This window comes from Collinsella sp. OM06-18AC, from assembly GCF_003438785.1.
Taxonomy (GTDB): domain Bacteria; phylum Actinomycetota; class Coriobacteriia; order Coriobacteriales; family Coriobacteriaceae; genus Collinsella.
The window spans coordinates 57658-78864 of sequence record NZ_QSTX01000009.1; the positions used below are offsets into that span (position 1 = coordinate 57658).

Sequence of the window (21207 nt, forward strand, 5' to 3'; positions counted from 1 at the left end):
CGCTACTCCTTATCAAACGAAACGTCGGCGGCGGGAAGCTCAATCGTAAAGACCGAGCCGTGCGGGGCCGCCGCGGCAACCCCTATGCTACCGCCATGTGCCAGCGCAATGGAGCGGCAAAGCGAAAGCCCCAAGCCCACACTGCGGCAGCTGTCGGCCAGGCCATGGTTGGCGGTGTAGAACGACTCAAAGATTCGCTCGCGGTCCTCGGGCGCAATGCCCGGGCCGTCATCGGCAACCGAGCACGCCACACATCCATCATGGACGCCAATCGAGATTACGATATGCGAACCCGCAGGCGTATAGGTGATGGCGTTGTTCACCAGATTGACCACCAGCTGCACCATCAGACGCGCGTCGACGTTGACAAGCGCCGGCTCATCGCACGCCACCACCTTAAGGTCGTGCTCGCGCACGGCCGGGTTTACGTGGCGCAATGCCTCCTCGACGATATCGTCCATGAGCTCGAGTGTGGTCGACAGATGCATGCCGCCGCCCTCGAGCTTGGTGATGGCGAGCAGATTCTCGACGGTAGCATTGAGCCATTGCGCGTCCGAGCGAATGGATAGGAGCATACCGCGGCGTGTCTGGTCGTCAAGCACGGCCGTGCCGGTCGAGCCCTGGTCGAGCAGCACGTCGGCATTACCCGAAATGCTGGTAAGCGGCGTGCGCAAATCGTGCGAGATGGAGCGCAACAAGTTGGCGCGCAGCTGCTCGTTTTTAGCGAGCACCGCCGCTTCCTCACGGGCCTCCATGGCGCGGGCGCGATCGAGCGCCAGCTCGCCTTCGCTCGCGATGGCATCGGCAAGCGTCCGCTCCTCGGGCGTCAGCGCATCGGGCTCGGCGACAATGGCGAGCACCCCCACCACCGAGGCGGGATCGCCCGCGCGCACCATGGTGTCACCCGAGTGCACGGTCAGGTATATGCCAAAGAACGCCGAGCCGCCATAGGTGGCATCGAGCGGCGTTCCCACATAGGCGGATGCCGAAAGCCGCGGCGGCATCTGCGGCGCCAGCTCGTGCACCGGCGCGGCATCGCCCACGGCCGTGTACATCGTGCGCGGCAGCAGGTCATCGTCGTCGGCATCGGCGCTATACCACACGACCGGACAGTCCGAAAGACGCGCCAGTTGCGTTGCCATAGCATGCACAATCTGTTGCTGATCGCCGCACCGCTGCAGCATACGGTTGGTCTCGAGCACCATCTGCGTGCGACGGTCGCTGGCGGCGGCCTGCGCCAGGGCGCGACGCAGGGCCAACGCGATCGAGCTCGACACGAGCGAGACCGCAAACATGATGAAGAACATGCCGGGGTAGACGCGGTCGATGAGCGACAGCGAGTAGCGCGGGTCGACAAACAAGAAGTTATAGAGCGCCACGGCAGCAGCCGAGCTCAGCAGGCAATACAGGCGGCTCCAGGTAAAGAAGGCGCACAGCTGCACGGCAAACACATAGACGATCATGATGCTCGGCGCGAGACCCGGATGGTCGAGCAGCGCGCCCACAACCGTCGCCGCGACCAGCAGCCCCGCCGATACGCAGGCGTCATACAGAGGGCTGCGACGCGTCAGCGTTGTACGCCGCCACCAAAAGTTCTCGGCAATATCGCCGTCCGCATGGACGTCCATCAGCGCCCCGCCCCTCTCTCAAAAACAAAAACCACCACAAAGGGGACAGGCACCTTTGTGGTGGTGGCCTCCTTGTGGTGGTTCCAAGTGTATAGCCTTTGCAGCCCGCGGTCGCTAGACAAACAGCAGACGTCGACTACGGACGCTCGTCGGGAGCCAGGCGCTGCATCTTGCTCACGGCCTTAAACTTGGTGAACAGCGGCACGTACTCAAAGCTCACGTTGGAGTTCTCCAGGCCGTACCAGCGCGCAGGCGTGCCGGCGGCGCGGCGGATGATGTACTTGAGTGTGATGGCCGTACGCTCGCTGGGCTCCACGTCGCTTTCGGGCGCCAGCAGCTTGCGGATCATGACGAACTTAAACGTACCGATGTTGCCCGGATCCTTGTAGACCGAGTAATCGTGCGTCTGCGCCGGCAGCTCGCCGCTGGCAGCCAGGTCCTGAACAACCTGACGCAGATAGGCATTGACGCGCTGGTTGATCTTATAGCCCAGGTACAGATGCACGCGGAATACGTAGTCGGTGCCGAACGTCTCGACCGAGTAGGCAAAGGTATGCGGCTCGTCCATGGTCTCGACATTCACGAACCACCAGGCACGAGCGCGCTTGGGGTGCTTGTCCAAAATCGAGTAGACGATATCGCGGTCGATATAGTCGGTGTTGGTGTCCTTGGTCAGGTACACGATGTTGTCGCTCATGAGCTCGTAGCGATCGTCGTCGCGCAGGCGTTTGAGCTGCGGCAGATAGCTGCGCAGCGGCAGCAGCGTAAACTGACGTTGCTCGACCGCCGTGCCGTTGTACCAGCACACCATGATGCCCATGATGAGCGCGGCCATAAGGATGGTGAAATAGCCGCCGTGGAAGAACTTGGTGAGCGAGCTCACAAAGAAGAAGCCCTCGAGCATAAGGAAGAAGGCGGCAAAGATCCACGGCGCGACCTTGAGATTGCGCTCCACGTGCAGATAGAAGAAGAGCAGCATTGTCGTGCACATCATGGTCAGGGTAATGGCCAGGCCGTACGCGGCCTCCATGTGCGCCGAGTTCTGGAACAGCAGCACCACGACGACGCAGCCCACGAGCATGACGTTGTTGACCATGGGGATGTAGAGCTGGCCCTTGGTCTCGGCAGGATAGAAGACCTGCATATGCGGCATGAGGTCCAGGCGGCTGGCCTCGGACACCAGCGAGAATGCGCCGGTGATGAGCGCCTGCGAGGCGATGATGGCCGCGACGGTGGAAAGGCCGACGGCAAAGGGGCGCAGACCCGGGGCGAGCATCTGGTAGAAGGGGTTGAGGTCGGCGATACCCATGAGCTCCGGGTTGCCGGCGTTGTTGATAAGCCACGCGCCCTGGCCCATGTAGGACAGCAGCAGGCAGCACTTAACGAACGGCCAGGTGGCATAGATGTTGCCGCGGCCCACATGGCCCATGTCGGAATAGAGCGCCTCGGCACCGGTGGTAGCGAGGAAGCAGCTGCCCAAAATCATGATGCCCGCATGGTTGTTGGGGCTCAGCAGAAAAGCGATGCCACGCAACGGGTTGAGGCACAGCAGCACCGCGGGATACTGGCAGACAAAGAACAGGCCCGTGCCGCCCAGGAACAAAAACCACAGCGTCATGATGGGGCCGAAGGCGTGACCGATCTTGGCCGTGCCGATGCGCTGCACCAAGAAGAGCGCGATGATGATGGCAAGCGTGATGGCGACGACACGACCCTGGTCGTCACCGAGCACGGCATGGACCGCCGGGATGGTGCGCAGGCCCTCGATGGCCGTGGTGACGGTAACGGCAGGCGTCAGGATGCCGTCGGCGAGGAGCGCCGCGCCGCCCAGCATGGCGGGGATGATGAGCCACTTGCCGCAGCGCTTGACCAGGCTGTACAGGGCAAAGATGCCGCCCTCGCCGTGGTTGTCGGCGCGCAGCGAGATCAGCACGTACTTGACGGTCGTCAGCAGCGTGACCGTCCACACGACAAGGGAGAGCGCGCCGAGCACGAACTCCTGCGTGACGCTTCCGATGCCGCCGTTGCCGGCAACGAGCGCCTTGGTTACATACATGGGGCTGGTGCCGATATCGCCATACACCACGCCCAGCGTGACGAGCATCGCCGAGATGCTCACAGGAATCGCAGCGTGCGAGGCTACTTCCTTTGCCTTTTGTTCCATAAGCCGGTTTCCTCCCAATTTTAACGTTCGACGGGATTATATGTAATCAGCCCATATTTTAATGGCACCGTTTTCCCAGCTAGATAAACATTTATGCGGCCTTTAGGCCACCGCGGCGATATGGAATGTGACAAAGGGACGCCCCCTTTGTCACATTCGTCATTTTCCGAGCCAGTTTTTGAACCACCACTCCATAGAGCGGCTCATCTCGGCCATAAAGGGGCTCGTGTGCTTACGGGTGTAGATGTCGATGACGCGCTCGCCCACCTCGCGGGCGTGCGGGCGAAACATCGCATCCATCTCGGCCACCTGCGCATCCATCGTCGCGGCGTCGGCGCGACAATAACGCTCCTCGTGCACCAGGTTCACCACGGGATGCGCGATCGCCGGACGCTCCTTGCGGGGCGTGCCGATGATGAGCATCGACAGCGGCATGGTATAGGCAGGCAAGTCCAGCAGTGCGGCAACTTCCTCGGCGTTCTCGACGATATCGCCGATATAGCAGCTCCCCAGCCCCAGAGATTCGGCGGCGACCACGGCGTTTTGAGCGGCAATCACGGCATCCTGCGCCGCGATGGCAAAGTCGCCCAAACCCGGCGCGCGGCGGGGCGCCTTGCCCGTGCGCTCGACAAACTCGGGCTCAAAGCAGCCCACGTGCTCAAACAGATCGATCCACTTGGCATAATCGACCACAAATATAAGTGCCCAGGGCGCCTTGGCGATCATGGGCTGGTGATCGCACAGGTCGGCCAGACGGTCCAGCGTAGCCTGCTCGCGAATGCTCACGATGGAATACATCATCATGGCGCCTGCCGATGGCGCGCGACTCGCCGCATGCAAAATCGCCGCCCGCTGCTCGTCGGTCACCGCTACGGGACGGTCACTGTCATCGCGCGCGAAGGCGCGCGTAGACGAACGGTGCTCCAAAATGTCCAGCACCGCGTTGCCCGTAGTCTCGACCGGATAGCCGCCCGCGTCCATGCCGGCACCCACGTCGCCCGCACTCGTCATACAAACCCGCTCGTTCATCGCCTCATCCTCGCCATTTCTTTAAGAAGCCTTTACGTTTCCGTGTAATTCCCGTCCATTATCGCGCAGGTCGCCACTACATTGCGCCACACCGCCACACGTGCGCGTTAATATGGCTGGTTGTTGTGCGCAGCCACCAATTGCAGCGCATATCTTGGTAACAATCGGGTAAATCCCCGCTTTCGTAGGTTTTAAGTTTGTGAGGAGTCTCAGCATGTTCGCTGCCGCCATCTCGCTCGTCGGTCTTGCGGCGACCGTCTACCTTGTCTTGCGCGAGGCCAAGGCCATTCGCGCACAGTCGGGCACCGTCGCCAAAGGCGCCATCGCCTGGAGTGTCGCCTTCGGCCTGTTCCAGCTCTTTTTGACCATTTGGGGCGCCATTGGCCTCGTCGCCCAAAACGAGCCGCTCGCCTTTGTGATGCTCATCCTGACCAACGCCATCCTTACCGGATGCGCCTGGGCCAGCATTGCCCGCGACCGCATCGCCCCGCGCGTCTTTGCGTTCGCCGGGTCCGATGCCCCCGTCCCCACCGGCAAGCTCGCCCGCCTGCGCGGAGCCTTTGTGGGCAAACCGCTCGTCGCCGCCGTCTTGTGCCTGCTGCTCGCCGGCGTCTTTGCGCTGCTGGGCATGGAGGTCTCGTCCAACCACGACTTTACCTGGGTCTACCCCCTGTGCATTCTGCTCGAATGGGTCATCATCACCGTGCTCATGGTCGGCTTGTTCTTCCTATTCCAGCGCCACGGCGCAGCTCCCGCGGTCCTGGCCTTTGCCCTCTTTGTCCTGGGCATTGCCGAGTTCTTCGTCATCACGTTTAAATCCATGCCCATCCAGCCGGGCGACCTTTCGGCCATCTCCACCGCCGCCGCGGTCGCCGGCAACGGCTACACCTTCTCGATCTCGCTGTTCTGCGTGCTGTCCATGGGCTTTACCGCCATCGCCATGCTGCTGTGCGAGTACGCCGGCCTGGTGGCACCGCACCGTCAGAAGGGCGCCGCTAACGCCAAGCGCATGCTGCTCACCAACCTGCTCGTGGCGGTGCTGTGTCTGGGCGGCGTGACCGCGCATGTCACGCTCATCGACTACTACAACACCCTCGGCATCACTGTCTACACCTGGCGCCCGCTCGAGAGCTACTGGCGCGAGGGCTACCTGCCTGCCTTTATTAGTGCGGCACAGTCCATCAAGCCGCCCAAACCCGCCGACTACTCCGTCGACGATGCCAAGGCCACGCTCAAAAAGTACGCCAAGGCCTACGACAAGTCCGACGCGGCCAAGAGCGACGAGCGCGCCGCCGCAAAGGAGCAGTTCGACAGCGAGAAGCCCACGGTCATCGCCATCATGAACGAGACGTTCTCGGATCTGTCGATCTACCAGAACATGCGCGCCGGCTACGAAGGTCCGCAGTACTTTAAGAACCTGTCCAACTGCCTCAGCCGCGGAAAGCTCTACGTGAGCGCCTACGGCGGCGGCACGGCCAATACCGAGTTTGAGTTTATGACCGGCAACTCCATGGCCAACCTGGGCTCGGGCGTGTACCCCTACACCATCTACAACATGGAAACGACCGGGAACCTGGCAGAGCAGTTCAAATCGCTCGGCTATTCCACCACGGCCATGCACCCCAACCACGCGACCAACTGGAACCGCGAGAACGTCTATAAGGACTTTGGCTTTGACCAGTTCCTGTCCATCAACGATTTCCAGGGCGCCGATACCCTGCGCGGCATGGTGACCGACCAGGCAACCTACGACAAGATTCTTGAGTTGCTCGACCAGAACGCCGACCCGCAGTTCATCTTCGACGTGACCATGCAGAACCACTCGGGCTACGACACGGGCCTGCTGCCGGTCGACAAGCAGATGCACCTGAACATCGACACGACCGACCTGGACGCCAAGACCGTCGAGGATGGCACGCTGTCCGATGTCGACGAGTACGTCTCGTGCATCGAGCAGTCCGACCAGGCGCTGCGCTACTTCCTCAACGCCCTGAGCAAGCTCGACCGCAAGGTGGTCGTGGTGTTCTGGGGCGACCATCAGCCGTTCTTCCCGTCCAAGTTCAATGACAAGTGGTTTACCGGCGAGGACGACGCTACGCATCAGGAGCGTCTGTGGCAGACCGACTACATCATCTGGGCCAACTACGACGTTGCCGGCTGCGACCAGACGAGCGAGGTTGACGACCTGTCCACCAACTACCTGTCCACTCAGCTCATGCAACTGATCGGCGCACCGCTGACCGACTACCAGAAGGCGCACATGACGCTGCGCGAGTCGCTGCCCGCCATCAACTCGGTGGGCTACGAGGACGCCAGCCTGCGCTGGGCGCTCTCCTCCAACGTCACCGGTGACGACGCCGCTGCCGCAGCCGCCACCAAGGCGCGCGAGGATTACGCCAAGATGCAGTACTACGAGATGTTCCGCGACGGCAAGAACGTGTACACCGAGCACTTCCAGACCGAGGCAAACGAGACCGACCCTAACCTGGCACCGGGCACGACGAAGATCAAGTAGCGACTAGCTGCGAGTTCATAACTGAAACGTCTGTCCGGGCGGAGGCATATAAGGTTCCCTGCTCGGACAGTCCTGCGCAAGACGGAGGCCACATTAAGTGGCCTCCTTTGCGTGCGGAACTCGCGATGAACCTTATATGCCTCCGCCCGGACAGACGCCCTGATGTTGGGGGCGTGGCTTGTCTTGGGTGTATCGCCGAACATATATAAGTTGAAGGCCACGTTATGTGGCCTTCTTTGTTTGCGGAAAGTGTATCCCGGAATTCTTGTCTGGAATGGGATGCAGTTTCCGCTTGGGACCCGATTGGGAAAGTGTGTCCCACTATTCAGCTGGATTCCGGGATGTATTTTCCGGTTGAGGCTCGTTGGGAAAGTGCGTCCCACTTTGGGGGCTGATTCTGGGACGTGGTTTCCGGTTGGCTCTCATTGGGAAAGTTCATCCCATTTCTCGGCCTAATTATGGGACGCAGTTTCCCGTTGAGGACCCTTTGGGAAAGTGCGTCCCGGTCTGGGCGCTCAAACTGGGATGGATTTTCCGGATGAGGGCTTGACGGAAAATGTGTCCCGTTCCGGGCGCTAATTGTGGGATGCAGTTTCCGCTTGCGGAGTCTCCACTCAACAGAAAACCCGGGTGGCCTGTTTTTTGGCTACCCGGGTTTTTGGGTTGTCGATATGTTCGACTGGCTACTAGTGGGTCTTGCGGCGCTTGATCAGCATGATGAGGGCTATCACTACGAGCGCTGCTCCCGCTGCTGCTGCGGTGGCGACTAGGGCGAATGTTTGGTCGCCGGTGTTTGCGAGGTTCTTCGCTGTGGTCGTAGTCTTGACCTTGGTGTCGGTCTTAGCTCCGTTGTCGGACTTGGGCTTGTCCGGGTTCGTCGGGGTCTCAGGAGTCTCGGGGTCCTTTGAGCCTTCGGAATCGGTTGGGCCGGCGGTGTTTACCAGCGTATGGTCCAGGAACTTCTTGGCGCCCGCACTTGCCTGTGAGAACAGGCGGCGCGTGCGGATCGGGGTGGCGTTCACCGTTGTGGGCGCCGTCTCCTCGGCCTCGATATTCACGAGCGTCGTGCCGGTGTCGAGGCCCACGTCGTTGTATCCCACGTGGCAGCAATACTGCGCACCGTCATCGTCTGCGGTCAGGTCAATCTCGAGCTTTGAGGCCGTTCCAGCCGCGAGGTTGCCATCGGCACCCACGAGCTTAAACTCTGTCTCGCCGCGGCCCTTGCGGTACCACATATAGGTCGGTGCCAGCCCTGTTTCGCTATCGTCGGCACCGAGTTGCTTCACATGGCCAATCGCCGAGAGCGTCAGGTGGCTTCCCGCCGTGCGCTCAACCGAAGAGTCGTATCCAAGATCCGACCCCTCCGCAGCATCCGCCGCAGGTCCGCTCACGGTCATCGTCATGCCATCGGGCATGGTCTTGACCGTGATGATTGCCGAGCGAATACCTGTTTCGGTCGTGGATCCATTCTTAACGGCGGCGATGGCGAATCGATACTCCGTATTGGGCTGCAGCCCATCCCACTTGAGCGAGGTTTGCGTGTTGTCGGCAATCTTCCAGCTATTGACGACCGCATCCGCCGCATTGCTCTGCAGCATGCCCACGCCGTAGCTAAAGCCACTCTTGTTTGCGAGTACATCGTCCCAGCTAAACGTAACGCTGGTCGAATCGACGGCGTTTGCCGTAAAGCCCGTCACGGCCGGCGCGTCGGGCATCTCGACGTCCTTAACGTCATAGCCCACGATCCAGAACTGGTCGGTGTCCTTGGTGCCGAGCTTGTCGCCCGAGTCTGCCTCGAACTTGTCGACATCCACCGCGTTGACGCCCAGACGCCACACAAAACCGTACTTGCCCTGCGCGGCCTCGGGCAGGTTGTCGACGGTGCCGCCGTATTCGGTCGATTCACTCGAGGAGTTACCCGTAGTAAAGCCGGCGTTGGCACCAAAGCACAGGCCGCCAAACAACTCGTGCTTTGCGAGCTTCGCGCCCATGACAACGCTGCCGTTCAGCGTCAAGCCGAGCTCGAGCTCCTGCTCCTTGCCCTCCTCGACTTCGATGGTCTGCTCAATGCTCGCCCCCGACTGCGCGGCGGCGCCGTTAAACCCATCGTGCGTGTAGGCGCGCGTTACGCCAGGCTTGCCCAGGCCAAAGGAATCCCCAACGGGAGTCTCGCCGTTGGGCGTCGTTTGATAGGTTCCGGGTTCTCCCGACCGGTTGGTCAAAAAGTAGCTGAGCGGCGTCATATTGTGCTGTTTGGCAATGCGGTCATAGGCCTCGACATTAACGACCGAGGTCTGCGCGCCGAGCGACACGGGTGCCGCCATCACGCCCTTGCCACCAGTTTCCTCATTTTCAATCTCATACTCGTAATAGACCATCGGAATCGTGTAGAGCACGGCCTTGTCACCCTCGCCGGCATGCGACTCATAGCTTACGCTTGCGCTGACCGTGCGCTCGCTCCGGTAGTCATAGCATCCCTCGGCGGCAAAATCGACTGAAGCATTCATCGCGACCAGGGGCGGACCGGTCTGCACCTCGACGGCAACGCCCAACTCGGCGCCAATGGTATAGCCCTGGGATGTCCCCGTGCCCTTTTCCTCTCCGTATGACGTGCCGCCCAACACCAGATAGCCGTATGCCTGCTCCAGATCCTCAACATAGGGCGCATCCTGCAGCACGGCAAGCACGCGCGGGTTGGTATAGACCTTGTAGCGGTCCTTGTACGTAATCTTGACGCTGTCGTTGTCGACATCGGGCAGCGCGAGCGAGATAAATGTGCCATAGGTAGTGCCGCGACGGTTGCTCTCGCTAATCACCTGCTCCTCGCCGCGGCGCACCTTTCCGTTCTCGTCGAGCGAAAAATGCGAGGCGGTCATCCAATAGTAGTCATCGTTCTTGCGCAGGTCCTCGTCGCGGTGCTTGCCCACCACGGCGATAAAGCTCTCGTTATAGCGGTCCGAACCCGAGACGCTGCCCGCCTTGACGTCGCTGATCCACACCTGCTCTATACCCTTGTGGTCATGCTTGTTGCTGCTGTTGTATTGCTGACCGCTCATGCTCATGGTTCCGACCATGGACCCCAAGCCCTGAGCCCCGCTCTGTGCCGTGTTGCAGGCAAAGTCGCGGAACACATCGCCGCCCACGAGCACCTCGTCGACCGCCAGCTGCTCGGACAGGCCGTCAAGGTTGGCAGTGGCAAGGGCAATAGGCGCCAAGGTGCACGGATAGCGCTTATCCTGAGCGCTATCCTTCCATGCGCTGTTGGGCACATGCATCAGCCCATAGGAGGCGAGGAGCCCGTCTCTGTATTCCTTGCAATCGGAAAGCTTGAACTCGCCAGACTCCGAGTCAAAATACGCGTAGCGGTACAGCGCGCCGTACAGCCCCTTGCTGCCGTCAGAAGCGCCGTAATCAAAAGCGCTGCGTTGCCAGTCATAGCCCGCAAGAATAAGGCCCGTGACGGTTTCACCCGTCTTCTTTCCTTCTTCATCGTAGGCGGCAAACGTGCCGAACGTCGCATTCGCAGCGACCATGGTCTTGCCGTTCGCGGAGAGGGAGATTGCGCCCGCGTCGCCCAGAGCATCGACATGGACGAGCGCACCCTTGGATGCATCCCACGAAAACAGCTCGCAATGCGTCGACTTATCAATATTCTTCTTGCCGTAGGGTGCCGAGACCACGATGGCGAGGTCATCGCAAAAATCGCGATCGAGGTCGCCGGCCGCTGGCGAAACGACAGGAGCTGACTGAAGCTGCGTCCAGGAGTCGTTTCCGCCCTTGTTGTGCGTGGTGTAGTCCGCGGCGTTACCGGCATCGATCTTGACGACGCTTTGCTTCCAGTTGCCGCCCTCCAAGTCATACATGTCGACTACAGCCTTGCGCACGCCGTTCTCGTCGACATAGCAGCCCGCGTAGACAAAAAGCTCGTCGACGCCGTCGCCATCGACATCGCCCGCCTCGACATCAAAGACGGCGTCGTGCTCTTGCAGGTAACCGGCATCCAGGTACTTAAAACGGCCTTCGTACATCATATTAGTGTTGACCGTCACCGGCAGGTGTGTGTCGAGAGTGCGCGTACGCCCGTTGCTAAACGAGTAGAGGACCAGCTCAACCTTTCCGGCGTATGACTTGCCGTCAATCGTCGTGGAGGAACTGTCGCCGTAGGCACGGAGCTCGGCAACGCGGCTCTTTTTGCCCGTGCTGGCGTCGCTGCAGAACTCAACACTCGTGGCGTGAATGCCCGAGAAACCGTTGTTGTCGTTGGCGAGTACTGTTGAGGACTCATTGTTGCTTAGGTACGACCAGGTGCCGCCACCGTAGTCGCTATGCTTGTAGAGATCGCTGTTCGTATCGAAGTTGTTGACGTTTTGCCAGAACTTTGCGGCGCCCCACACACTTCCATAGCCATCGGTGAGTTTGCTGCTGCCGCCAATGTCACCGCGCTCGACGTTCTCGAGCTTGTCGCGCAGAGTGTAGCGATTGCCATGGCTACCGTTAGCTGCCATATAGACCTCGCTGCGCGTGGCAAACGTCGTGGGGGTATCAGTGGAATAGGGGCCAACGGTATCGGCCGGAATGTCCTCGCTCGTGCCCAGACCCAGGGCTTGATAATCCTGCTCGGTCATATCGGTGATTGCGGGCGCGTCTGCCGCCTGGGCAACCTGGGGCGTAGCCGTGAAGCAGGCGACGCTCGTGGCGATCAACGCAGCAAGCGCCGCCGTCCCAACAAGCGGGATTTTCGACAGCCTACGGATACGGGGGTGTGGAACGTACATGAGGGACCTCGCTTTACTCGAGTGGAGTGGACTCATTTTTGCAAATGATACGTCCGATGCCCGATATCACGTGTCTCATTTTCGCCAACGGCGTGTCTCATTTTTGAGAATCCGAGATGCCGCGGAAATCTTATCCCAGCTCAAAGGCCATTTCTGGGATGTATTTTCCGTCGAGTGCCTCATCGGGAAACTGCATCCCATTTCAAGCGTCGATTCTGGGACGCACTTTCCCCTTAGACCCTCAACCGGAAACCGCATCCCACTTTGAGCGCAAATTCCGGGATGCATTTTCCGCTTGAGCCTCATTGGGAAACGGCGTCCCACTTTGAGGGCTGATTGTGGGATGCATTTTCCGGTTTTGCTCTCATTGGGAAAATGCATCCCGTTTCTTGACCGAATAATGGGACGCAATTTCCCGTTGGAGCGCCTTTGGGAAAGTGTGTCCCACTTCGACCGCCCAGAGTGGGATGCACTTTCCGCAAAGCACCTCAACGGGAAACTACGTCCCATTCCAAAGGCAAATTCCGGGACGCATTTTTCGAAAGCCTGCCCATCCGGAAAGCCCATCCCACTTTGGACGCATCCGGGCACGGAACCATCGACCTATCAGGCCTCCCATCAATAAAGAGGCGTCCTCCCGGACGGCGGGGCACGAAGTTCATCGCGAGTTCCGCACGCAAAGAAGGCCACTTAATGTGGCCTTCGTCTTGCGCAGGACTGTAGAGCAGGGAACTTCGTGCCCCGACGCCCGGGAGGACGTTACATTTAGAAAGATGGACCGACCGCCGTCAGCGATGGGAGCTACTCCCCCAGCACGGCCTTTTTGGCGGCTGCAGCCATGTTATCCAGATCTTCCTTGGTGGGGTGGTCCTTCGCGGCAACCCAGTTGTCGAGCAGCATCTTAAATCGGGCGTTGTCGGGATCTTGTTCGAGCATTGCCTCATAGCGCTGCTTAACCGCGGGACCCATCTTGCCCTGGCACATCGCCCAGCCCGCAAGCTCGGCATCCTCGGCCAGATTGGAAGTTACGCGGTCGACAATCTGCTGGTAATAGCTCTGGTCGGCCCCAAAGCCGCAGGTGCCAAACAGGAACACGCGCTTGCCGTGCAAGGCAGAGAGCAACGCCGCGACCGAAGGCGTGCACGCGCCCTTGTCGCACCAAAAACCGACGAGCACCGTGTCGGCCGCGCAGGCGCCCTGCGCCTCGAGCGCAACCTGTTCTGCATCCGCATCGTCGCTCAACGCCGCGGCATGGACAAACTCAACGCCCGCAGCCTGCAGAGCGCGCTTGATCGCGCCCGAAACCATCCTGGTATTACCGCTCTTGCTGTTAACCACCAAAGAGCACGTCATAGTCACGTTGCCTCGTTTCCCCCAAAACTAAAGCCACTAATGCAATTTATTAGATGAATATCTTAGTACTAACGTGACAGATGTAAACCACCGTCTGTCGATTGATTAATTTGCCCCACGGGCTTGCTCACTGGGCAAACTGGCTGCGGTAAAGATCGGCGTAGAAGCCGTCTGCCGCTAGCAGCTCGTCGTGCGTGCCGCGCTCGATAATCCGTCCGTCGCGCATCACCAGAATGCAGTCGGCATTGCGGATCGTCGACAGGCGATGCGCCACCACAAAACTTGTGCGGCCAGCCATGAGCTCGTCGAATGCCGCCTGCACCTGCAGCTCGGTGCGGGTATCGATGCTCGAGGTCGCCTCGTCCAGCAGCAAAATCGCCGGGTCGGTGAGCATGACGCGCGCGATGCACAGCAGCTGTTTTTGACCCTGGCTAAACGTGCCGCCGTCCTCGCCGATCACCGTGTCGTAGCCTTTCGGCAGCTGCACGATAAACTTGTGCGCATGCGCGCGCTTGGCCGCCTCGATAACCTGTTCGCGTGTGGCATCGGGACAACCGTAAGCGATGTTTTCCGCCACCGTGCCCTCGAACAGCCAAGTATCTTGCAGCACCATGCCAAAGGCACGGCGCAGACTTGCGCGCGTGTAGTCACGCGAGGAACGGCCATCCACCGCAATGCGTCCGGCATCGATATCGTAAAAACGCAGCAGCAAGTTGATGAGCGTAGTCTTGCCGCAGCCCGTGGGGCCAACGAGGGCAAAGCGCATGCCGGGCTTGGCCTCGATGCAGATATCCTGCAGCAGCTTGCGATCGGGCACATAGCTAAAGTCCACGTGCTCAAAGGTCACCTCACCCTGCGGGGCGGCAAGTTCAACGGCATCCGCCGCATCAGGCTCCTGCTCGCGCGCATCGAGCAGCGCAAACATGCGGCGCGCCGAGGCGTACGCGGTCTGGATCTGCGTAATGACGTTGGTGACCTCGTTGAACGGCTTGGTGTACTGGTTGGCGTAGGACAGGAAAATCTGCACGCCGCCCACCGTGAGCGCCGCAGGCACGCCCGTGACCACGCCCACGCAGCCGATCACAGCGACCACGGCATAGATGATGTTATTGATAAAGCGCGTGCCGGGGTTGGAGAGCGAGCCCATAAACTGCGCGCGTTCACCTGCTGTATAGAGCTCGGCGTTAAGGGCATCGAAGCGCTGCCGAGCGTGCGGGCCGTAGGCGAAGGCGTCCACCAGCTTTTGCTCACCCACATACTCCTCGATATGACCGCCGAGTTGCCCTTGAATACGCTGCTGTGCCGTAAAGCTTTTGTTGGAAAGCTTGGCGATGGCGCCGGCTGCAAAAATGGAAAGCGGCGTGACGAGTACCACCACAAGCGTCATGGTCAGGTTAATGGAGAGCATAAACGCAAGCGTGCCCACGATGGTGATGACGCCGGTAAAGAGCTGGGTAAAGCCCTGCAGCAGACCGTCGCCGACCTGGTCGACGTCGTTGACCACGCGGCTCATAAGGTCGCCGTGGGCATGGCTGTCGACAAAGCTGAGCGGCATGCGGCTGAGCTTGTCGCTCGCCTCCACGCGCATGTCGCGCACCGTTTCGTAGGACAGGCGGTTGACGCAGTAGCCCTGCAGCCACTGGAAGGCCGCCGCGCCCACCACGACAATCGCAAGCTTGGTAACGAGCGGCAGCAGCGCGTCAAAGTCCACCTGCCCGGCGGCAACGATGAGGTCGATGCCCTCGCCGATGAGGATGGGCGTATAGAGTTGTAAGATCACCGAGATGGCAGCGCTCACAAACGACGCCGTAAACGAAATGCGATGCGGACGGACGTAGCCCAGCAGGCGGCGAGTTACCGCGCCCACGGGGTAGCGCTCGGGGTCGCCGGGCTGACGCGGGCCGTCACCCAAGTCGTTGAGGTTATCGTTGCCGGACACGTTGGCCGTCATCGTGGCGACCGAACCGGAAGAAGTATACGGATTCATTTAGCAGCCCTCCTTTGCGCAAGTGGATGCCGGGGCAACCGGGGCGGACGCGGGCGACGCGCTCCCCTGCTGGCCCTCGAGCTCTTCGCGGCGAAGCTGCGACTGGCAAATCTCGCGGTATAGTTGGCAGGTCGTATACAGCTCATCGTGCGTGCCCAGGCCCGCGACCGAGCCGTGATCGAGCACGCAGATCATGTCGGCGTCGCGCACGGTCGAGACGCGCTGGCTCACAATCACCGTGGTCAGCGGCAGCCCGCCCTCGGCGGCACCGCGCACGCTGCGCTCGCGGATGGCATGGCGAAGCGCCGCGTCGGTCTTAAAGTCGAGCGCCGAGGCGGAGTCGTCCATGATCAGAATCTGGGGCGAGCCCACCAGGGCACGCGCGATGGTCAGGCGCTGGCGCTGACCACCGCTAAAGTTCTTGCCGCCCGCCTCGACCGGGGCATCCAGGCCTTGGGGCTTGTTGCGCACAAACTCGCTGGCCTGCGCCATATCGAGCGCCGCCCAGAGCTCATCGTCGGTCGCTGCCTCGTCGCGCCAGGTCAGGTTACTGCGGATGGTGCCGCTCACGAGCGACGCGCGCTGCGGAACGGTCGCGACCACATGGCGCAGCTGGTCGAGCGGCCAGGTGCGCACGTCGGCGCCCATCACGCTCACGCTGCCGGTGCCCGCATCGTACAGGCGCGGGATAAGCGAGACGAGCGTGGACTTGCCGCTGCCCGTGCCGCCGATGATACCGAGCGTCTTGCCCAGCGGCAGCTCCAGCGTCACATCGTTGACGGCGTTGGCAGCGCCGGCGCCAAAGGAGAAGCTCGCATGGCTCAAGCTCAGCGCGGGAACTGGAGCGACATTGCCCGGCTTGGGCAGTGTGACCGGCTCGTTGTCCTCGTCGGTGATGCTCGGCACGCAATTGAGCACCTCGTTGATACGCGACGCGCTGGCGCTCGCCTTGGTAAAGACCACGACCAGGTTGGCAACGTACACGATGGAGGTCAGGGTCTGCGTCATGTAGTTCACAAACGCCATGACCTGACCCTGCGTGAGCTCGCCCACGTTGACCTGGATGCCGCCCACCCACAGGATGGCGCACACGCCCAGGTTCATCACCAAAAACGTGACGGGGTTGAGAATCGACGAGAGCTTGCCCACCGCGATGGCAGTATTGGCCTGGTCATCGGCAGCCTGGGCAAAGCGCTCGCGCTCGTGATCTTCACGCACAAACGCACGGACCACGCGAGCGCCCGAAAGGCCTTCGCGGCAGATAAGCGCGATGCGGTCGAGCTTTGCCTGCAGCTGCTTGTAATACGGAATACAGCGCGCCATGACAAACCAAAACACCAGGCCAATGGCGGGCGTGCAGATCAAAAAGATGATACCGAGCTTAAGGTCGATGGCAAGGGCTGCGCACATGGAGCCCACCGCTAGGAAGGGCCAGCGGATGAGCATGCGCACGCCCAGCGCCACAGCAAGCTGCACCTGGTTAACGTCGTTGGTAATGCGCGTGATGAGCGACGGCGTGCCAAAGCGATCGAGCTCAGCATAGCTCAGCTTGTTGATGTGCTTGTAGAGTGCGCCGCGAATGTCAGTACCCATGCCCTGCGAGGTGAGCGCCGCCATCTTTTGGCAGACGAGCGTAAACGAGATGCCGATCACAGCCATGGCGGCGAGCACCATGCCGTAGTGGACGACGGCGTTGACATCGTGTGCGCCGATGCCCTTATCGATCATCTGGGCAATCACCAGCGGCGTAAGCAGGTCAAAGATCACTTCGATCAGCTTGCACGCTGGGCCAATCACCATATACCGGCGAAACTTACCACCAAAACGCCTGAGCAGCTCAATCATAAAAAGGCGCTCCCTATCATCATTCACACTCAATTCGAACCATGATAGTACTGTCGCCCCAACTGATGAGTAAGCCGCTCGTCATTTCTAGTGGAATTCGGTTTACAGAGAAGTGGGAAGTGTTCGGATGAAGTTGCCAATCAAGGTTACAGAGAAGCAGAGAGGTGTATGCGCATACCCGGCCACCGGCGGACCAATCGCTTGGTATACTTACAGTAGTGCTACCAAGTTAGTCGCCGACCCTTGAAATGAGGTGCCGAGATGAACGACATTCTCGCAAGAAGAGCAAGACGAGCAACTGTGGGCATCGCCCTTTCCGCGGCACTTGTCGCGGGAATCGCCCCCCCCGTAACGGCGATCGCGGCAGAAACCAGTTCCCCCACCGGTGCAGTTGCCTTGCAGACGGAAGATGCGACCGCCGCTAAAGAAAAAGCGTATGCAGCCATGCAGGAAGCGCTCAAAACCCTCGAGGCCGCAAAAGACGCCGCAAGCCCCGAGAAACTTGCGAAAATCGATGATGACATTGCCGCTTTTCAAGAGATCTACGACATGGTGGTGACGGAAGCCGCCAAACGGAGGGAACCCCTTCCCGCCATGCAAGCGAACGTCGATGCAGCCCAAGCCAAATACAATGAGGCCCACAACCGGACAAGCGGCCTTCAGGCAGAATTAAATAAGGCAATCGACGACGGAGCTTCTAACGAAACTATTAAGCAGTTGCGAAGTGAGATCATGTCGGCAGAAAGGCGAGAAAAATCTTGTGAAGATGATCTTCACCACTGCCAACGCCGGCTCGAAAGCCAGGAAAGACAGGTTCAGTATTTCGAAAGTGAGGCAGAGGAAGCCAAAGCCCACATCGACGAGGACATAACCAAGCGAAATGCGCTCCTCGGCGATTTGGAAAAGGCGCAAGCGGCCTATGACGACGCCCGCAAAGCATACGAAGAGGCAAAGGCCGCGGCAGACAAGGCCACCTCGCCCGAGATAGCGAAACCGGCAGAGACGACACCGCCCGCCGGCTCAGCGCAGCCGTCCGGAACAACGCTGCCCGCCAATTCGCCCACATCAGGCAAAGACGCTCGACCGAGCTCCACCAAACAAGCAAATGCAGGCGGCAAGCTTGCAAATACGGGCGACACAACACCGAGCGCAATCGCACTCGCAGGAATCGCCGCCGCAGGACTCGGAATAACCGCCACAGCCACACGCCGCCTCAAGAACTCAAGGTAGCTGCCAGCAAACGCCGCCTTTGCCAATCTACAAGCTCAAAACCAAAAGAGGCCCCGCTTCCCCAACTCAAACGAAGGAAGCGGGCCTCTTTACTTGTTAAAACAGATGCCAACGCCGCCGTCTCTTGAACCACGTAGCCATCAATGCCCAGACAACACTAGCAAGCCGCATTCCTTAAGGGATAGATTTAATTAGACTAACGCGCCTTTACGGGTGATTTTTGGACGACGGGGCCCGGCCGGCGACGAGGCATTTGGTAGTCGAGCGATCCCGCAGGCGCAGCCGAGGACCAGCGAGACACCAAATACCTCGTCGCCGGCCGGGCCATGCCGCGGCACCAAAAAGCGCCCGTGCGCTCGATGGATCCGGATGCCCGACAGAGGCTCCTTATGGCTGCTTCCTTCCGGACCTGACCAGATTCGGAACATGTCGTCATCCGAACCCATCGAACGCGCTAGGCGCTCGGTATATCTTACCTGCTCCCGTCCTCCACGGCAAGGTAGCTAATTTGGGACGGGGCTTTTTTGACTACTTGGGCAATCAGATCGACAAGTAGTCAAAAAAGCCCCGTCCCAAAAAGACTAGCCTGACGCTGTGGCACGGAAGGGGCCCATCTACTACGTTTAAGCCGCAGGGGTCGACCATGGCCGGCTTTTTCGAAAATCGGCAAGCCGTCTACCTGCTGTTTTAATTTCGCAAAAACCGGGGTGGTCGAGGGTGGTCGGTTAAACGTAGTAGATGCCCGCGTTTTGTGGCGGACGGTCCAACTCAAGGCCCAAGGCGCTCAGCCTCGGATAGCCAATCTCGAAGTTGCGATGGAATGGTTCCTGTATTTGCTATCTGAGCCGCCAAACGGGAACTATTTCACCGCAACTTATTGAGGCCTGCCCGGAGAGGCTTAGATGCGGCCGAGGTCGTAGGCTCGCGCGACAGACTCGCCGGCGCAGATGAGGTTCGTCTTGGCCTCGTGCGGATCGAGCGCCGCCTCAAGGGACATGGGCTTGCGGCAGACCGGCAGGACCAAGTCGATGCCTTGCCCATACACCGCATCCAGACTGTCGGCACGACCGCCTACGACGGCCACCACCGGCTTGCCATAGCGCTTCGCACGACGGGCCACGCCCACCGGCGCCTTGCCGGCAGCGGACTGCTCGTCCATGTTACCCTCGCCCGTTATGACCAGGTCGACATCGCGCACGCGCTCGTCAAACCCAACCAGACCGAGCACCGTCTCCACGCCCGAGCGCAACTCCGCACCCAGTGCCAGCAGCGCAGCACCCAGGCCACCGGCAGCACCGGCACCGGGCACACCGAGCACCGAGCCAAATGCCCGCGCGCCTTCAGGCGCACGCAGCAGATCCTGGGCTCGCGCCTTGGCAATCGCCGCATCGAGCAGGCGGCCATAGCTGACCATCCAGCCGTCGTACCTGCGAAGCACCTCGGCATCACCCGTCGGCAAACCCTTCTGCCCGCCGAACACCGCCAAGGCGCCGCGACGCCCCACGAGCGGATTCTCGACATCGGAAAGCACGACGATGCGCGCGCCATGCAGCGCTCGAAGCGCTGGTGCCAAATCGATACTCGCCACGTGTTCAAGGCCCGCAAGGCTGGGGGAGATATTGCGACCACATTCATCGACAAGGTGCGCGCCCAGCGCCTGCAGCATGCCGGCGCCACCGTCGTTGGTGGCACTGCCGCCCAGACCAATATAGATAGTCTTTGCCCCAGCACGGACTGCGCGAAGCATGAGCTCGCCCACGCCATAGGTTGTAGCAACCAGCGCCGACGACTCCGTGCAAGGCGAATACCCAATGCCGGCCGCCTCGGCCATCTCGATGACCGCGGACTCGCGCTCGACATCAACCAGCATCCGGGCAGACGTGCGCTTGCCCAGGGGACCTGCCACCTCGCAGGTCACAATCTCACCGCCGCACGCGGCAACGGCATCGAGCGTTCCCTCGCCACCATCTGCCAGCGGCAAAGCGTTCAGCTCGGCATCGGGCCAAACGCGGCACACGCCTTCGGCAACCGCCGCCTCCGCCTGCGCGCTCGAAACGCTGCCCTTAAAGGAGTCGATCGCCAACAGCACACGGCGGGGTCGGCGGCACGCAGGACCAAAGTCAACCGCCGTGTCAGTATCCTCACCGACACCTGCAAGTGCTGCGGCGTGAGCGGCGTGTGCTTCAAGATCGGCCCCACAACCGCAGCCAGCACCATCGGTGCCACGCAGCCTACTAAAATAGCTGCTCAACACCTCACGACACTCGTCTGCCAGCACGCCGGCGGTCACGTTAAACCGATGATTCAGGCGCGAATCGGCATTCAGGTCATACAGCGAACCCAGAGCGCCCGCCTTGGCATCAGCCGCGCCATACACGCAGCGTCCTACGCGCGCGTTAACCATAAGCCCCGCACACATGCAGCAGGGCTCGAGCGTCACGTAGACCGTACAGTCGGAAAGGCGCCAGCGACCGAGCGACCGAGCGGCAGCGCACAGGGCCGCGAACTCTGCATGCGCCGAAGGGTCCTGATCGAGCTCACGACGATTATGCGCCCGCGCGACAATCTCACCCGCGCGCACCACCACAGCGCCAATGGGCACCTCGCCCACCGCCGCGGCGGCGCGCGCCTCCGCCAACGCCTCGCGCATGAACTTCTCGTCGATTTCGGTGCTCGTCATC

The 21207-nt window shown here is 60.8% G+C and carries 10 protein-coding genes and 1 other RNA gene; 2 read left to right on the top strand and 9 right to left on the bottom strand.

What is annotated here, in order from left to right; genetic code table 11:
* Positions 1-2: 2 nt before the first annotated feature.
* The 3 genes from DXB86_RS06925 to DXB86_RS06935 form a co-directional block, all read right to left on the bottom strand.
* Positions 3-1628, bottom strand: coding sequence for an ATP-binding protein (locus DXB86_RS06925; RefSeq protein WP_117736623.1), 1626 nt, complete (start codon positions 1626-1628; stop codon positions 3-5).
* 136 nt (positions 1629-1764) lie between these two features.
* Complete coding sequence (locus DXB86_RS06930) at positions 1765-3792, bottom strand: KUP/HAK/KT family potassium transporter (protein WP_117736624.1); 2028 nt, start codon at positions 3790-3792, stop codon at positions 1765-1767.
* Positions 3793-3951: 159 nt separating this feature from the next.
* Complete coding sequence (locus tag DXB86_RS06935) at positions 3952-4821, bottom strand: nitroreductase family protein (protein WP_117736625.1); 870 nt, start codon at positions 4819-4821, stop codon at positions 3952-3954.
* 214 nt (positions 4822-5035) lie between these two features.
* On the opposite strand from DXB86_RS06935, the gene DXB86_RS06940 reads away from it, so the two are divergent.
* Positions 5036-7336, top strand: a complete 2301-nt coding sequence (locus DXB86_RS06940; RefSeq protein WP_117736626.1) for an LTA synthase family protein — start codon at positions 5036-5038, stop codon at positions 7334-7336.
* A gap of 686 nt (positions 7337-8022) precedes the next feature.
* Here the strand turns inward: DXB86_RS06940 and DXB86_RS06945 are convergent.
* From DXB86_RS06945 to DXB86_RS06960, 4 genes are all read right to left on the bottom strand, one after another.
* A complete protein-coding gene (locus tag DXB86_RS06945; protein ID WP_117736627.1) occupies positions 8023-12111 on the bottom strand; it encodes a fibronectin type III domain-containing protein in 4089 nt (1362 codons plus the stop codon).
* 801 nt (positions 12112-12912) lie between these two features.
* Positions 12913-13464 carry a flavodoxin family protein BilS gene (bilS, locus tag DXB86_RS06950; RefSeq protein ID WP_117736628.1) on the bottom strand — a complete coding sequence of 184 codons (552 nt, stop codon included), beginning with the start codon at positions 13462-13464 and terminating at the stop codon, positions 12913-12915.
* A 127-nt stretch (positions 13465-13591) separates the two neighbouring features.
* Complete coding sequence (locus DXB86_RS06955) at positions 13592-15451, bottom strand: ABC transporter ATP-binding protein (RefSeq protein ID WP_117736629.1); 1860 nt, start codon at positions 15449-15451, stop codon at positions 13592-13594.
* Positions 15452-17296, bottom strand: a complete 1845-nt coding sequence (locus DXB86_RS06960) for an ABC transporter ATP-binding protein (RefSeq protein ID WP_117736630.1) — start codon at positions 17294-17296, stop codon at positions 15452-15454.
* Positions 17297-17557: 261 nt separating this feature from the next.
* Here DXB86_RS06960 and DXB86_RS06965 point away from each other — a divergent pair, with 261 nt between their 5' ends.
* Entirely contained in the window at positions 17558-18526 is a 969-nt protein-coding gene (locus DXB86_RS06965) for an LPXTG cell wall anchor domain-containing protein (protein ID WP_117736631.1), read from the top strand.
* A 353-nt stretch (positions 18527-18879) separates the two neighbouring features.
* On the opposite strand, the gene ffs is transcribed toward DXB86_RS06965, so the two are convergent.
* Together ffs and tadA are read right to left on the bottom strand one after the other, a co-directional pair.
* Positions 18880-18975: signal recognition particle sRNA small type (ffs, locus tag DXB86_RS06970), an RNA gene on the bottom strand.
* Between the two features lie 449 nt (positions 18976-19424).
* Positions 19425-21206, bottom strand: coding sequence for a tRNA adenosine(34) deaminase TadA (tadA, locus tag DXB86_RS06975; protein ID WP_117736632.1), 1782 nt, complete (start codon positions 21204-21206; stop codon positions 19425-19427).
* Between the last annotated feature and the right edge of the window lies 1 nt (position 21207).

Excerpts from the sequence above, each read along its gene's own strand:
- bilS (WP_117736628.1), bottom strand. The coding sequence starts at position 13,464 with ATGACGTGCTCTTTGGTGGTTAACAGCAAGAGCGGTAATACCAGGATG.
- DXB86_RS06955 (WP_117736629.1), bottom strand. The coding sequence starts at position 15,451 with ATGAATCCGTATACTTCTTCCGGTTCGGTCGCCACGATGACGGCCAAC.
- tadA (WP_117736632.1), bottom strand. The coding sequence starts at position 21,206 with ATGACGAGCACCGAAATCGACGAGAAGTTCATGCGCGAGGCGTTGGCG.
- DXB86_RS06945 (WP_117736627.1), bottom strand. The coding sequence starts at position 12,111 with ATGTACGTTCCACACCCCCGTATCCGTAGGCTGTCGAAAATCCCGCTT.
- DXB86_RS06930 (WP_117736624.1), bottom strand. The coding sequence starts at position 3,792 with ATGGAACAAAAGGCAAAGGAAGTAGCCTCGCACGCTGCGATTCCTGTG.
- DXB86_RS06940 (WP_117736626.1), top strand. The coding sequence starts at position 5,036 with ATGTTCGCTGCCGCCATCTCGCTCGTCGGTCTTGCGGCGACCGTCTAC.
- DXB86_RS06925 (WP_117736623.1), bottom strand. The coding sequence starts at position 1,628 with ATGGACGTCCATGCGGACGGCGATATTGCCGAGAACTTTTGGTGGCGG.
- DXB86_RS06965 (WP_117736631.1), top strand. The coding sequence starts at position 17,558 with ATGAACGACATTCTCGCAAGAAGAGCAAGACGAGCAACTGTGGGCATC.
- DXB86_RS06935 (WP_117736625.1), bottom strand. The coding sequence starts at position 4,821 with ATGAACGAGCGGGTTTGTATGACGAGTGCGGGCGACGTGGGTGCCGGC.
- DXB86_RS06960 (WP_117736630.1), bottom strand. The coding sequence starts at position 17,296 with ATGATTGAGCTGCTCAGGCGTTTTGGTGGTAAGTTTCGCCGGTATATG.